Source organism: Streptomyces sp. ISL-10 (assembly GCF_018614575.1).
In the GTDB taxonomy this organism is placed as follows: Bacteria; Actinomycetota; Actinomycetes; order Streptomycetales; family Streptomycetaceae; genus Streptomyces.
This window is the reverse complement of record NZ_JAGGOJ010000003.1, coordinates 1-13,965: the sequence shown is the minus strand read 5'-3', so window position 1 is coordinate 13,965 and position 13,965 is coordinate 1. Positions and strand designations below refer to the sequence as shown.

Here is a 13,965-nt window from a genome sequence, read left to right as displayed (position 1 = left end):
GAAGCTCCATATGAGTCAAGATCCACTTGGGCTGCACTGACTTGCGGAGTGGCGGTGAAGTGGGCGTTGAAGAGTTGTCCACTTACGTGATCTCGGCCACACGCCTCCAGTTGTCGATATGGAATTCTGAATTCCGATTGCCTTGGAGCATCGCCAGAATTGCCCGGCCTGGGGCGCAGCCCTGGAGCATCGCATCCTTCTATCAACCGGTTCGCCACAGCACCCGAACGGAACGAGAGATTGTCCGCTGAGAACACGGGGGCCGTACTCCCGGCCCCCCGCGCCCATCTGACCTCGGAGCGCACCCGCGCCGCTCTGCTCGTGCAGAACCGGTTCCTGGCCGGAGCTCGTGACTTCCTCACCGGTGAGGGCTTCATCGAGCTGCTGCCGCCCACCATCGGCCCGGTGACGGACCCGGGCGCGCGCGGCGCCAAGCAGGTCGACATCGACTACTACGGTCACCGCTACAAGCTGATGACGAGCGGCATCCTCTACAAGCAGGCCTCCCTGCTCAGCTTCCCCAAGATCTTCCACGTCGCACCGAACGTGCGACTTGAGCCCCTCGAAACCACGGTTACCCACCGTCACCTCACCGAGTTCCATCAGCTGGACGTCGAGATCGCCGGTGGCTCGCGCGAGGACGCGATGCGAGTCGCGGAGGGATTGACCCGGCACTGCGTCGAGCACGTTCTGGGCACCGCCCAGCGGGAACTGGAGATCCTCGGTCGTGACCTGGACGGGCTCAAGCGCGTCTTGGACGCTCCGTACGGCCGCACCAAGCACTCCCAGGCCGTGGCGGAACTGATCGCCGGCGGGTACGGCCAGGACGAGAACACGGAGATCGAGTGGGAGGGCGAGGAGATCATCTCCGCAGCGGCCCGACAACCGTTCTTCATCACCGACTACCCCAAGGGCTCGCGGGGCTTCTACGACAAGGAGAACGCCGAAGAGCCGGGCGTCCTGCGCAACTTCGACCTCATCTTCCCGGGCGGCTTCGGCGAGATGATGAGTGGCAGCGAGCGCGAGTCCGACTACCGCAACCTGATGATGCGGATCCGCGAGACCGGGGAGAACCCGGCAAAGTACGAGTGGTACCTCACCCTGGCACGCGAGGGGCTCCCGCCCAGCGCCGGCTTCGGATTGGGCGTCGAACGGTTCACTCGCTTCCTGGGCGGACTCGACGCGGTCTGGCAGGCGACGGCCTACCCGAAGCTGCCCGGGGAACTGCGCCCGTGAGCGGGCTCACGGCCCCCGGATTCCCGGAGCGTCAGGTACGGGCCCGCGCCCGGCACGGCGCGGCCGAGGCCTTCCCCGAGAGCGGGAGCTACGGGACCGCCCTGTACGGCGAGCACGGCGAGCAGGCCTGCGAGCCGATGGACGCGATCGATCGAGCCCGGCTCGTGCCACCTGTCTTCGTGCCGCGCCGCATGGAGAAGCTGATCGACCTCGGTCACGAACCCGTCAGTGGCGACGTGGACCTGACCACCGTGATCGGCGGGTTCAGATCCGCCCTACCGGTTTTCATCGCGGCGTTCGGCTCCACCAGGGTGGCCAGCGGTGACCTTGGCGAGAGTGTCGCCCGGCAGGCCGGAAGCCTCGGTATTCCCATGGTGATCGGCGAAAACATCGTCCCCGTGTCCGGGTACGGTCGAATGGCCGACGAGACGGGAAGCTCACTGTTGCGCCGGATCGCCGAGTACACCTCGGCCGTACCGGACGGACTCGGTGGCGTGGTCATCCAGCAAAGCACCGAGGACGCCGACGCAGAGGTCTGGAACCTGGTGTACAGCGACCCCGCGGCCCGCCCCCTCATGGAGAGCGGCCGGCTGGCCTTCGAACTGAAGGTGGGACAGGGCGCGAAGCCGGGCGTGGGCGGTATGACGCTGGTCCCGCGCGCGCGAGCAGCAGAATTGGCAGCGCAGTACGACATCCTGGACATCTACGACTCTGCCGAGGATTCGGTACTGCGCTGCAGCAGTCCGGGCACCTTCACGGAGGAGATCCTGCGCCAGCAGATCCGGCTGATGCGCAACAACTACCCGCGCTGCCGAGTATGGGTGAAACTACCGCCCACGCGTGACGTCCATCGGGCCGCAGCAGTCGCCTGGGCGGCCGGCGCGGACTCCGTCACCGTGGACGGAGCGGAGGGCGGCACCGGCTGGGCCCCCCGCGCCTTCCTCCACCAGGTGGGACTCCCTCTGGCGGAGTGCCTGGACAGGCTCGACCCGAAGGACAACACCCTGCTGGTCAGTGGCCGCATATGGGAGGGCGCCCGTGCCGTCAAGTGCCTGGCGCTCGGAGCATCCGCCGTGGGTCTCGGTCGAGCCGCTCTCGTCGCCTCGGACGAGGACCCGGAAGCAGGCCTGACCAATTTCGTCGAATGCCTGGCACTTGAGATGCGCCTGCTGATCAGCGCTCTGGGAAAGTACCAGGTCGCGGAGGTGAGCGCGGAAGACATCTGGGCGGGGGCGCGGTCCAAAGACGGTTCCTTCCCTCAGAACGCCTGACCGACCGACAGGGCCGGTGCCACCGGACAACCGTCTGGTGGCACCGGCCCGCCGAGCATTCCGGTACTGCGATCCTCAGCGGCCGTGCCGACCGATCTCATCCAGCAGGTTCGCCGCAAGCGGCACGGCCACCGCATGGCGCTCAGCAGCGCGCAGCACCGCCCCTCCGATGGCGTCCGTCTCCAGCGGCCGCCCGTCCTCCGCATCGCGCTGCATCGACGACTTCGCCTCGGCGGGGAAGGCGTCGTACAGCCGCACCGATGCGGCGGTGTCCGTCGGTGCGCCGCAGGCACGGCTCACCGCGGCCACTTCCTCGACCAGTGCCAGCAGTTCGTGACGGTACTCCGTCCGGATCCGGCCGATCGGGGCCCCGTAGCGTGTGGTGAGCAGCGCGAAGGGCGCCAGGAAAGCCAGCTTTGCCCACAGTGCGCCCGACTCGTCGTCGCGCACCCGGGTCGTGACTCCAGCCTCCGTGAGCACGAGGGCCAACGCCTCGAGACGCCCGCGATCCGTGGTACTGCTCGCCAGGTCGATCTCCACGAACGGGCTGCCGTGCACGATCCGACCCGGTGCCCGCCGACTCGACTCAACGCGGATGACCCCTGGCGCCACGAGCTCCGGCCGATAGCGCTCGCGGAGCGAGGCAGGGTGCTCGATGCCGTTCAGCAGCGGCACCACGAGTCCATCGCCCAGAGCGCCCGACGGCACCCGGTCGAGCGCCACCTGGAGTGCCGTTTGCTTCACGGTCACCAGGCACAGGTCGACCGGCTGCCGCAGAACGGTGTCCGCATCGACCTCCGCGGCGAATTCACCGAACTGGGTGCTGCTCACCTGGATGCCGTCGCTGCGCAGCGCTTGCACCGTCTCCTCGCCCGCCAGGCATGTCACCCGGTGTCCGGCGCGCGCCATCAGTGCGGCGAGCAGACCGCCAACGCCCCCGGGGCCGAGTACGGCCACGTTCAGGGAACGGCTCTCGGTCATCGTCTTGCCTTTCGTTCGGGCAGTGCGGACCGACCGCGAATCATGGCGGATGCGCTGCGTGGAGGGTGTCACGGGCGTGCGGTCAGGAGGGGAAGGACCGTGTGCACAGTCGTGGCCGAGCGGAGCCGTCGCCTCGTGTCTTCTGGGTGAGCCGCAACTCACAGGTCAACAGTCGGATAGCCGATTTGCCGACCCGTGGACCGTCCGGTGTTGTGCCGGGAGGTGGGAGCCGGTACCCGGCCCCGCTCCCTAAACGATCTTAAAATGGAGGCCGGGTACTGCGGCGGCCGCAAGGTGTGAGTTGTGCTACAGGAGACGCTCGCACCCTGGTTGAGGGGCAGGCAGCGTACAGCGGGTGTCGACAAGGATGACGGCGCCGGGGCGGAGTGCGCCGTCGCCTCAGCCAACGCCTGCACGAGGAGCGCACGTTCGGTGTACCAGGCGAGGTCGGGATACACCGCCGCGCTTGAGTGAGGCTCAGTTCGCCGATGTGGGTGCCTAGTTGGCCAGGTGGGCCGGTGCCGCACGGCTGGCCGGATCAGCGATGGATCTCGGCCCGGGTGAAGATCCTCATCGGCCGGCGCTTCCACAAGAGCTACACCGTCCAGGGCATGCGAAAGCCGCTGATCCGACACGGCTTCTTTCCTGCCAGATCCCGGCCAGACGAGCCATCGAACGCAACGAAGAGCCGATCTATGGAGACCTGACCGCAGGTGGAAGCACCGCGGCGGCGCTCGATGCCTGGATCGTCTTCGAAGACGAGTCCGGAACTCCAGGGCGGCGTAAGGCACTCAATGGCAGCCTCCTGATAACCGGGCCATCAGTGAAGGCATGCAGAGGCAGAACGCCAGCGCCCGTAACGCCTACACCGGACACCGGAAATACCGCAGGTCAGGAGCCCTTCGCGACCGGTTCGAGGATCGCGACGCACTCCACGTGATGCGTCATCGGAAACATGTCCGGATTGTTCAGCTGGGGAAAACCGCAGGTCAGGGTGCCTTTCGCCGGCACCGGAACGGTCCGTCCCGGGCCGGAGCGTCACTTGAGCGTCACGGCCCCGCCCCGCTGACGCCGGTATTCGCGCATGTCTGTGACTGGCCCGCCAGCGACATGCGAGATACGGGCCTCAGGTCTGCTCCAGCAGCTCCGCGCTGATCCGGTCCCAGCTCGGTGGGGGGCCATCGACCGGGCATACGGCTGTGAGCCGGCGGCCGTCGAGGAACGTATCGAGCCGATCGCTGGCCAGGGTGGCCAGCCGCTCGCGTTGAGCACGGCGGTTCACCTCTATTCGCTCGCCCAGAACTCCGAGCAGCACCTCGTGACGCGCCTCGCCGAGGATGTCGCCGCGGATCCACCGTCCTCGGACCGGTACGCCGTGGAGTGTGCCAAGCTGATGCTCCTCGCGGCTGAAGGCCCGGTCCATCGCCTCCTCGGCCTTCGGTCCCACTCGGCTGATCACTTCCCGGCTGGCAGCCCCCTCACCGCTGATCTCCGGATGCGGAAGGTCGACCATGTGCCCGTGTTGCTGCGCCACGTTCACCACTCGGCGGGGATCGGGCCGGGAAACACGGAATTGCCAAGGCTTCGCGCCTCCGGGCACGTCGATCCATCCAGTCTTGAGACCCGTCAGGGCGGCGGAGCCGTCGGGCAGGAAGACATCGACGTAGACACCGCCCGCGCCGAGCCAGACCCAGCTCATGAAGTAGGCATGATCACCGTGGTCAACGGACCACTGCGCGAGCTTCTCCAATCGCTTCCTCTGCTCCGGGGTGCCCTTGCCCGGCGGGAACATCTTCTTGGCGCGCCGTCGCCGCCCTCGCGCCTCTCCGGCAACCGGCCCCGCGGCCAGGTCGTACAGCAGATCGGGCCGCACACCCGTCTTGGCGTAGACCCCAGAGAGTTTGCCCGGAAGCACGTCGAAGCTGCTCAGTCCGCTGGCGCCGGGCTTCCAGTCGAACAGTGCCTCGCTGGCGGCGGTCATCACGCCGAGCCCGGTGCACTCACTGACGAAGCGCTGGATGTGGCCGGCGCTGGAGTCGAGGGCGGAGCACTCAACTCCGAGCGGCCCTTTTCCCTGGCCGCCGATGATGTAACTGAGGAGGAGGCTGATCTCGTAATCGCGCACGCGCTGGTCGACCGTCTTGCGCAGGTCACAGGCGAGGGCGTTGATGTTGACCATGGCGGCCAGGGAGACCGGCAGCTGGCCCTGTCCGATCTCGACCGCCTGGACGGCCTCCGCGCCGGCCTTCCCCTTCTCGATCGTGAAGCGCCACACCCGGGCGCGCACCGTGCTCATCGGAGAAGCCTAAGGTCTTCCTTGCGTCAATGTGCGCGTCAGAACTAGGTCTGGGGCCGCGAGAGCCTCCAGCGTAACGCCGTTTCCGCTCGCGTTGATTCTTCGGCCACAGGGCGGTTCCACCTGGCCTCGATGGTGCCACTGCAGGATATTCGCCTAGCTGGTGAGAGGAGAAGACCGGAGGCAAGGTCCGCGGACTCGGCCGCGCATCGCCCAAGAGCAGATCAGCCTGCTGTAACCCGCACCTGCAACGGCCAGGGCCGCCGGGTGACTACGCGCCCTTCGACCTATGTCGCCAAATGGCGTGTTCCAGTCCGCCCTTGTCGTGCCCGAGAAGCGCGGCGGCTTCCTCATACACAGCGCGCAACTGGTCGTACGGGAGGTCCGGAACACCAGCATCAACGGCGAAGGCGCGCAGATGTACATCAACGGCCACGTGCGAACGGCCAACGAGATTGCCGATGTAGTCGATGCTCTTCGGCCCCACCCCCTTCACCGTGCGCAGAGCGGCGCGATTGGCCTGATGATCGAGCCACGCGTGGAGGTCCTCGCGGGTGCCGACCCCATGGGCAGCGAGGAGGTCCGTGATGGCGTGGGCCGTCGCGACCTTCTGGGCGTGGTTGAACCTCATGGCCACGGCAAGCTCCTCCGTGGCGAGCCGGCGCTGGAAGCCGCGGACTGTTTTCGCATCAGGCCAGTACAACTGCAGATGGAGGAGCCGCGGTCGGAGAGTCCTCTCGTACTTGCACCGGGGCTGGAAGCTGACGTCGCAGATGACAGCACCCATGTGGGTCCATCCGCCGGGCTGGGGAAACGGACCGCTGCCGAGTAGATGTTGAACGTGGTCGGCGAGCCGCCGGGCAGGGCTGGATGTGGGCATGGGCCAATGATGGCGCTGGCGTCTGACAATCTGGTTGGAAAGTGCAAAAGTCTGGAATGGATGGGGCGATGGAGGTGTCGTTCCATCGCGCAGCCCCCTCCATGACGGGAAGCCTTCCCAATTCGGCTAACGGGCCTCCGTCGAGACCGGGGCGAGGCGGAAGACGCACTGGACCGTGTTGAACTCGATCACCTCTGCGACGAAGCGGAACGTGTCGCCAACTGCAACGGTGGCAGGGGCCTGCTGACCAGTCAGGTGCAGGTCGCCAGTGTTGACGTCCTCGTACTTGAAGTTTGGGCCGTCCGTCGTCTGCGGTCCCTTGTCGCCTGGGCCGAGAAGGAAGTCGTAGCGGGTCTGATCATTCCCATAGGACGCCATGTGCCTGATTGACCCGTCGAAGGCGATCGTCTGCCCCTCGTGCTTGCTTGCGAAGTCCACGTTCGCTTCGCTGCACGGGTCCGCCTTCAACAACGCTGCGAACTCGCGATTGTTTTGCGCCGTGATCACCCCAGCGGCAGTCGGCCCATCTGCGAGGGGCGTAGCGGAAGGCTTCTCACCGATGGCCGTCGAACTGGCTGACGCGCCCTTCTCCTCGCCTCCGTCTCCGAGCGCAACGCCAGTGACGATGATGGCGGCCAAAACCACGAGGACGGCAGCCCCCGCCCCGATCAGACGCCACGGTAGTGGCCTCTTCGGCCGACGAAAGTTGAGGGTGGCGCGAAGTCTGCCTGGGAGCTGTTCCACGAGCTCCCAGCCGTCCTTCTGCATCTTCGAGATGACCAAACCGTCGGTGCCCCGAACCGTCTGCACGACCTTGTACTCATACTTGATCTCATCGGCCATGCGGCTCCCCGCCCCTGAAGCAATCATTCCAACTGGGGGCGAGCATAGATGACTACGCGCGTAGCCCGGCATCGGGAACTTTCCGCTCACCAACGGCATTTGCAGCACGCCGTGAGGCGGGCGTGGCCTGCTTTCAAACGCCTCCACCCCCGTCCTGCACGGACAGGGGTGGAGGAACGTTCATGCAGCTACAGTGAGCGGGGCTTCCATTCGCTCCCAGGCTCCCAGGACTGCCTTGTGAGCGTCCGGCTGCAGGTGGGCGTAGCGCTGCGTGGTCTGGAAGCTTTCGTGGCCGAGGAGGTGCTGGACCTCGTAGAGCGAGACTCCCTGCTGCACCAGCCACGAGGCGCAGGTGTGACGCATGGAGTGCGGCGGGTAGTGCGGGACGAGCTGCTGCTCACCGTCGCCGTCAAAGTAGTAGGCGCCTTCTACAGCCGGCCACCAGGTCTGCCTCCGCCAGTTGCCGTCATCGAGAAGTCGTCCGGCCCTGCCCTTGGTGATGGTGGTAAATACCACCGCGTCACGGTCTAGCCCGTAGATGTGGCGCTCAAGTGCCCCCAGGACATGGGATGGCAGCGGTACTTCCCGGCGGCTCTTGGAACTCTTCGGGTACTCCTTGATGCCGCTCTTAGTGTTGACCTCCACCACGAACAGTCGCGAGCGACGCTGGTCGATGCGGTGTCGGTGAAGGCCGGAAAGTTCACCCCATCGCAGTCCCGTGTAGAAGCCGAGCAGGCACATCGTCCGCCAGGGGGACGGCAGTTCGTCCAGGACGCTCTGCGCCTGATCGAGTGTGAACCACTGCGGCGGTTTAACTGCGATCTTGGGCAGGTCGATGCTGCGGCAAGGACTCACCGTGATCACGTCGTCGTCGACGGCCGCGCGCATGATCGAGGACGTCAGGTTGTAGGCCCGCTTGATCGCGGCAGCACCCGCGCCCTTTTCGACCAGGGAGCGGATCCAACTCTGGACGTCCATTCGGGTGATGGCGTGCATCTCCCAGTCCGCCCAGTAGGGCATGACGTGGTTCTTGATGCAGGAGGCGTCGCCTCGCATGGTGTGGCGCTCGACCACGCGGGCGCTCCACCAACGGTCGTGCCACTCACGGAACGCCATTTCGCCGGCCCTCGGATCGCGCATGCCTCCGCGGGCGAACTGGGTTTCCATCTCGATGCCCCAAGCTCGCGCCTGAGCCTTGAGAGGGAATGACTCACTGAACCGGTCTCCTGTCCGGTTGCGTACGGTCGCCTGCCACTTGCCGGACTTCAACTTGCGCAGGTACGCGGCACTACTCCTTTGTTCCAGGGACGGTGAGGACCAGGCTGACAGCGAAGGTCAGCGGCGGGCGCGCGGGGAAGGGACTGATCTGCTGGTAATGAACTCCTCCAAGCCGGATGCGGGGACACGGACGCGCGAGCGGCCCGTTCCGGTGCGCAGGTCGACGACCGGAAGTTCCCCGGCCGCAATGAAGCGGTAGACAGTGCGGCGATCGACGTCCAAGGCGGCGGCGACAGCGGGAATGGACAGCAGACGGGCAGGCATGGTGAGTCCTTGAGAGTGGGATGCGAAAGGAGCCGACGCATCGGTTCAGCTGGCCTGTTGAGCAGGAAGAGGCATTGCCACCCCTCAGCGAAGGCGTGCTGTTGATGCCAGAAGGTCACAGGCCAGCGACGCTCTCGCTCTCCTCTCAGGCCCAAGCGCTGTCCTGCGTTCGCTGCGGCTCCACCGCCAAGCAAAGCCGCCCGCGAACACCCTCAATGGTCGCCACGATCGCCGGTTTGGCTAACCGGCGATCGTGGTCTATGTTCCGGTCGTGCCGGGCAAGAAGCCGACCATCGGCTGACGCTCACGGCACCTACTGCACGTCTTGAAGATGTTCCTGCTCTCCTGGTCTTTGACCACTTGCTGTGTTCGCAGCGCCGCTGAACCTTCCCCAAACAACATGACCCTCGCCGCCGGCCTGAGCTGCGGTGACTCGGCCTGTCGATCCGAGATTCTTACCCAACGGCCGGGACTCAGAGGAAGAAGGCGATACTCGCGCTGCAATAGATCTTTCCCGAATTGGCCAGCTAGCTATCTCACCACACAAAGAGATGGCCCCTTAGACGCCCCGGCACCGGGACCTCTTGGGTATAATCCAAGCGGTAGGCAACAAAAGGAGAGGTGGACGGGATGGTCAACCAAAATGACATGGGCTAGCACGTCTGAGAAGAAGCTCCTCACCTCGTAACCGGTGGGCCATTCACGTGCCCACATGCTTTCGGGACTTGTAGATTGACATAGCTCCGCGTGGTGTTCCAGCCTTTGGGCGTGCTTTCGCGTCTGCCATGAGCGAATACTGAAAGCCGCAGGCCCCTTTATGCCCGGATGCACTTACCAGGTCGGGCTGTGGACCCTTTCTGGGGTGTTCTCGCCGCTGGCTACGATTTTCCCCAGTACGGGCAAAATGACCGCCCGGCCGTAGATTGACCCGGCCGAGGGAGTAGGACCGTCGCAGCCCGTCTTGTCACCGACCTCATGCAAATAGTTTGCGTGTAATCGGCGAAGCGATGCAGGGAGGCAACGGCACGCACTTCCTTGGTTACGGCCCGGATGCCGTAGGTCATGAAGGGGTGCACGGCGCTTAGCTCGTGCCCACCATCCCACACCCCAGATGCAGGCGTACGGAAGGGAACCACGCTTATCCCGTGAGCGGTGAAGGGGACCACACAGAGGTAGCGTGTACCGCCGGTACCGCAGATGTAGCTCCGGGCCTGGGTTACCGCTGCCAGGTCGGCGAGTCGCTGCTACCGCTCAGAGCGGGCGGGCAAACGACTGCTGTACAGGATGCGGCCCTTCCATCCCATCAGTCCGAGGAGCATCCGCGTGGATGCCTCGGCCACATCAGCAGTTTTGTCCGTTCGCCAGAACTCGTCGAGCACGGAGTCCAATTCCTGCCGGAAGAGCGGCCAGTCAGTGGAGCCGCCGTAGTGCTGCGCCAGCATGTGCATGACTCGTCGACGCGAGCGTTCCGGGTCGACCAGCAGAGCATCCCGGATGAGGGTCGACCGACCATGAGGAAGGTGGGTAGGGATCGAGAGCCATTGACGTCGGCATGGGTGGGACATGCTGGCCAGCCGGGCACGGTGTTGGTAGTCGCGGCGGGCAAACTGGACGTCGTCGAGCACGATCCAGTAATCCGCCGCGAACAGCCTGGCCAGAGTGTTCAGTCGCGGCAGGAAGATCGGCTGATGGATGGCGCACAGCCCACCGGGCGCGGGGAGGTCATGCGGCGATGAGTCTGCTGGTGAATCCGGCGCGGATAAGGGACTCGTACGCGGCATGTACGTCCTCCGGGACATGCTGCTCGATGGCGAACCCGAGCTTCGGGTACTCGATAACGCGCTGGAGGTCGCCGACGAGCATGTCGATGACGAGCTTCTCGTCGCCGATGCTCTTGAGGTAGTCGTCGAACTCCAGGGCTCCGAGGCGCAGGTCACCTCGACCTGGGGCCAGAGTTTGCGGGCGGTGGCGAAGGAGCGGCGCTCCATGTAGGGCTTGGAGACAAGCAGCATGGACTTCGGCGTGATGCCGGCGGATGCGAGGACCTCGCGGGACAGGGTGATGTTCTGGCCGGTATTGCCGGCGTTCGGCTCCACGAGGATTGCGCTATCCGGCACACCGAGGGCGAGCGCGTGCTCGCGGAAGTGCACGGCTTCCCCACGAGGGAACACCTTGGCTGTGGTCGGGCTGTTGCCACCAGTGAACACGAGAGTGGGGAACAGGCCGGCACGGTACAGCTCGGCGCTGAAGGCGGCCACGCCGAGATCGTGACTGCCGAGCCCGATCGCGACGTCGACGGGGCCCACGTCGTGATGCATCTGGTGGAAGTGCCAGACCAGCTTGGCCTTGCTGATCTGCTCCTCGGTGATGGCCGGCTGGTTGTCGGTCACTCGCTTGTCTCCCTGGTCACCGTCGTGTGGGGCGGGCTGCCCCGTCGGCCGTCCTCCGGATGTCCGTGATGCTGCGGAGCTGGTGGCTCAGCCCGTACTGGGCCGCCTCCGTGGCAGCGTCGTCGAGGACGTGTAGCCCATCATCCAGGGTGGCGGGATCGGAGAGCAGGATGTGGCCATATGCGGTGTCCAGGCGTACCCGCTGCATGGGCCATTCCGTGACGCCCGTACTGCGTGCAAGGTCGATGAGGCGTAGGGCGGCATCGAGGTTTCCGGAACCGCGGTGAGCGAGGGCCAGCTTCTGTTGCGCGACCGACCAGTCCTCCTGTTCGGCGAGGTCCTCGAAGACGTGGACCGCTGTTTCCATCACGCTGACCGCATAGTCGTGGTTGCCGTCCTTGCTCAGAGCCGTGCCCACCCACAGACGAGCGCGGGCACGGTCACGAGGGGACAGTCGATCGTCGGCTGCCAGGTCCTCGTACTGGCGCGCCGCTGTCTCAAGTTCGCCGACCATCTCCGTGACGACGGCTAGGGAGAGATCGAGCTGAGCTACGCGGCGCGGGATCTCCAACTGCGTATAAAGCGAACGAGCGTTGGCGTATGCGCGCTGGGCCGAGAGAGGGCCTACGACGGCCCCTTGGTCTCGCATCAGGTCTCCCTGCAGCGCGGTGGAACGTGCCAGCAAGGACAAGCCCCGTTCATCCAGTTCCGAGGCTTTGTAGCGAGAGGTCCAGCGGTGCAGAAGTGATTCTGCGAAGGAAAAGTTCTGGCGGACAAGGGCCACTACTGCGCGCTCCAAGTCGTCGGCCCACGTCTCGTAGTCCCAGGCTCGTGGGCGTCGTCACTCTTGTGGATCAAAGGGCATTTCACGGAGATCAGTAGCGTCTGACACATTCGTTCCGGTAAAGAGGATCTCGCCCGCCACTGAGGGGAACGCGTGGACGTCTCATGATGCAGATCGACGCTCTCTGGGTATACGGGATCGGCGCGGGCTTCGCCCTGGCGGATGCGCCCCGTGGCCGGGACGGGATGCGGTCGTCCCCGGCGCTCACTGCCGCCGTGGGCCATCTCGCGGTGTTCTTCACCCCGTGCGGTCTATGGCTGCTAGTACTCCAGCTGTAGATCGTGATCTTGCTGGCGGGGCCGGTGCGGAGATGGGTGCGGCCACCGTTGATCATCGTGAGTTGTGTGGACTGACGATGAGACGGTGGCCGCTGGTCACAGCATAGATCCCGCCCGATGGCGGGAGGCGTTCGAGGTGGCCATGGGCCGGATCGCGGGACGGTTCGCCCGCTACGAACCCCGCCTGCGGGCCGGGCGGTTGGTGCTGGGCCTGCTGTCGGACCTGCCGCGCAAGAACTGCTGGACGATCGCGGAGTGGGCCGGGGAGGCCAGCCCGCACGGGATGCAGCATCTGCTCTGCCGCGCCTCCTGGGATGCCGACGCCGTCCGCGACGACGTGCGCGAATACGTCGTCGAGCACCTCCACGACCACGCCGCGGTGCTGGTCGTCGACGAGACCGGCGACCTGAAGAAGGGCACCCACACGGTCGGGGTCCAGCGCCAGTACACCGGCACGGCCGGGCGGATCGAGAACTCCCAGGTCGCCGTCTATCTCGTCTACGCAGGCGCCCGGGGACACGCGGCGGTGGACCGCGAGCTGTACATCCCGCGCTCCTGGACCTGCGACCCGGACCGCTGCCGGGCAGCGGGGCTCGGCGAGGACACGACCTTCGCGACCAAGCCGGAACTGGCCCGCACGATGATCGAACGGTTCCTGGACGCCGGACACCACGTGGGCTGGGTCACGGGTGACGAGGTCTACGGCGGCAACCCGAAACTGCGGGAGGCCCTGGAGGAACGCGGCATCGGCTATGTCCTCGCGGTGGCCTGTTCGGCCGAAGTGGCCACCGGTGCGGGCACGTTCCGCGCCGATGCCCTGGTGAAGAAGGTTCCGAAGCGGGCCTGGCAGAAGCTCTCAGCCGGACGCGGTGCGAAGGGACAGCGGTTCTACGACTGGGCTGTCATCGATCTCGCCGAACCGGCGCCGGGCAGGCGCCAGCTCCTGATCCGCCGCAACCGCACCACCGGCGAACTCGCCTACTACCGCTGTCATTCCACCGAGCCGGCGCCACTGGCCGCCCTGGTCAAGGTCGCCGGCTCCAGATGGCGGGTGGAAGAGACTTTCCAGGCCGAGAAGGGACTGGCGGGACTCGATGAGCACCAGGTCCGCCGCTACCCCTCCTGGGCCCGCTGGGTCACCCTGGCCATGCTCGCCCACGCCTTCCTCGCAGTCGTCCGTGCCGACGAACACGCCCACCGTCCTGGGCCGGCCGACCTGATCCCGCTGTCCTGCAACGAGATCCAGCGCCTGTTCATCACGGTCGTCGTCCAGCCTCTCCACGACATGGCCCACCGACTCGGCTGGTCCGACTGGCGACGCCGCCACCAGGAGCGATCACGCACCAGCCACTACCAGCGACAAGCTGCATGTCAGACATGAAGATCACGATCTACAGCTGGAGT

11 protein-coding genes and 3 pseudogenes are annotated in these 13,965 nt (G+C 65.9%); 5 read left to right on the top strand and 9 right to left on the bottom strand.

Annotation, left to right across the window (positions count from 1 at the left end; translation table 11 throughout):
• The first annotated feature begins 159 nt into the window (after window positions 1-159).
• Window positions 160-1,236: an asparagine synthetase A gene (locus J7E88_RS01025; RefSeq protein WP_285427495.1), complete on the top strand. Its 1,077-nt coding sequence runs from the start codon at window positions 160-162 to the stop codon at window positions 1,234-1,236.
• Window positions 1,233-2,507: a glutamate synthase-related protein gene (locus J7E88_RS01020; RefSeq protein ID WP_215176233.1), complete on the top strand. Its 1,275-nt coding sequence runs from the start codon at window positions 1,233-1,235 to the stop codon at window positions 2,505-2,507. Before J7E88_RS01025 ends, J7E88_RS01020 begins: the two co-directional genes overlap by 4 nt.
• Before the next feature lie 75 nt (window positions 2,508-2,582).
• On the opposite strand, the gene J7E88_RS01015 is transcribed toward J7E88_RS01020, so the two are convergent.
• Complete coding sequence (locus tag J7E88_RS01015) at window positions 2,583-3,488, bottom strand: ketopantoate reductase family protein (protein ID WP_215176231.1); 906 nt, start codon at window positions 3,486-3,488, stop codon at window positions 2,583-2,585.
• A 488-nt stretch (window positions 3,489-3,976) separates the two neighbouring features.
• On the opposite strand from J7E88_RS01015, the gene J7E88_RS01010 reads away from it, so the two are divergent.
• On the top strand, window positions 3,977-4,195 hold the full coding sequence (locus tag J7E88_RS01010) for a winged helix-turn-helix domain-containing protein (RefSeq protein ID WP_251021980.1): 219 nt from the start codon (window positions 3,977-3,979) through the stop codon (window positions 4,193-4,195).
• A gap of 419 nt (window positions 4,196-4,614) precedes the next feature.
• Here J7E88_RS01010 and J7E88_RS01005 read toward each other — a convergent pair whose 3' ends face one another.
• The 8 genes and pseudogenes from J7E88_RS01005 to J7E88_RS00970 all read right to left on the bottom strand — a co-directional run.
• Complete coding sequence (locus tag J7E88_RS01005) at window positions 4,615-5,775, bottom strand: hypothetical protein (RefSeq protein ID WP_215176227.1); 1,161 nt, start codon at window positions 5,773-5,775, stop codon at window positions 4,615-4,617.
• A 280-nt stretch (window positions 5,776-6,055) separates the two neighbouring features.
• The gene (locus J7E88_RS01000) at window positions 6,056-6,664 is read right to left on the bottom strand and encodes a hypothetical protein (RefSeq protein WP_215176225.1); all 609 of its coding nucleotides are present in this window, start codon (window positions 6,662-6,664) and stop codon (window positions 6,056-6,058) included.
• Window positions 6,665-6,790: 126 nt separating this feature from the next.
• Entirely contained in the window at window positions 6,791-7,507 is a 717-nt protein-coding gene (locus J7E88_RS00995; RefSeq protein WP_215176223.1) for a DUF4839 domain-containing protein, read from the bottom strand.
• A gap of 180 nt (window positions 7,508-7,687) precedes the next feature.
• A complete protein-coding gene (locus J7E88_RS00990; RefSeq protein ID WP_251021979.1) occupies window positions 7,688-8,674 on the bottom strand; it encodes a site-specific integrase in 987 nt (328 codons plus the stop codon).
• A 168-nt stretch (window positions 8,675-8,842) separates the two neighbouring features.
• Complete coding sequence (locus tag J7E88_RS00985) at window positions 8,843-9,049, bottom strand: helix-turn-helix domain-containing protein (protein WP_215176221.1); 207 nt, start codon at window positions 9,047-9,049, stop codon at window positions 8,843-8,845.
• A 1,244-nt stretch (window positions 9,050-10,293) separates the two neighbouring features.
• Window positions 10,294-10,725: pseudogene (locus J7E88_RS35415) on the bottom strand (WbqC family protein); the annotation flags it as partial.
• A gap of 46 nt (window positions 10,726-10,771) precedes the next feature.
• Window positions 10,772-11,439: pseudogene (locus J7E88_RS00975) on the bottom strand (YdcF family protein).
• Window positions 11,440-11,455: 16 nt separating this feature from the next.
• Window positions 11,456-12,274, bottom strand: a pseudogene (locus J7E88_RS00970) (hypothetical protein); the annotation flags it as partial.
• Window positions 12,275-12,387: 113 nt separating this feature from the next.
• Between J7E88_RS00970 and J7E88_RS00965 the strand changes: the two are divergent.
• Window positions 12,388-12,561 (top strand): hypothetical protein, encoded by a 174-nt coding sequence (locus tag J7E88_RS00965; RefSeq protein WP_215176220.1) that lies wholly within the window; start codon window positions 12,388-12,390, stop codon window positions 12,559-12,561.
• A 142-nt stretch (window positions 12,562-12,703) separates the two neighbouring features.
• The gene (locus tag J7E88_RS00960) at window positions 12,704-13,942 is read left to right on the top strand and encodes an IS701 family transposase (protein ID WP_215177330.1); all 1,239 of its coding nucleotides are present in this window, start codon (window positions 12,704-12,706) and stop codon (window positions 13,940-13,942) included.
• Window positions 13,943-13,965 lie beyond the last annotated feature (23 nt).

What these genes read in the sequence shown, in the direction of transcription:
- J7E88_RS01015 (WP_215176231.1), bottom strand. Translation starts at nt 3,488, where the DNA reads ATGACCGAGAGCCGTTCCCTGAACGTGGCCGTACTCGGCCCCGGGGGC.
- J7E88_RS01010 (WP_251021980.1), top strand. Translation starts at nt 3,977, where the DNA reads ATGTGGGTGCCTAGTTGGCCAGGTGGGCCGGTGCCGCACGGCTGGCCG.
- J7E88_RS01000 (WP_215176225.1), bottom strand. Translation starts at nt 6,664, where the DNA reads ATGCCCACATCCAGCCCTGCCCGGCGGCTCGCCGACCACGTTCAACAT.
- J7E88_RS00995 (WP_215176223.1), bottom strand. Translation starts at nt 7,507, where the DNA reads ATGGCCGATGAGATCAAGTATGAGTACAAGGTCGTGCAGACGGTTCGG.
- J7E88_RS00990 (WP_251021979.1), bottom strand. Translation starts at nt 8,674, where the DNA reads ATGGAAACCCAGTTCGCCCGCGGAGGCATGCGCGATCCGAGGGCCGGC.
- J7E88_RS00985 (WP_215176221.1), bottom strand. Translation starts at nt 9,049, where the DNA reads ATGCCTGCCCGTCTGCTGTCCATTCCCGCTGTCGCCGCCGCCTTGGAC.
- J7E88_RS00965 (WP_215176220.1), top strand. Translation starts at nt 12,388, where the DNA reads ATGATGCAGATCGACGCTCTCTGGGTATACGGGATCGGCGCGGGCTTC.
- J7E88_RS00960 (WP_215177330.1), top strand. Translation starts at nt 12,704, where the DNA reads ATGGGCCGGATCGCGGGACGGTTCGCCCGCTACGAACCCCGCCTGCGG.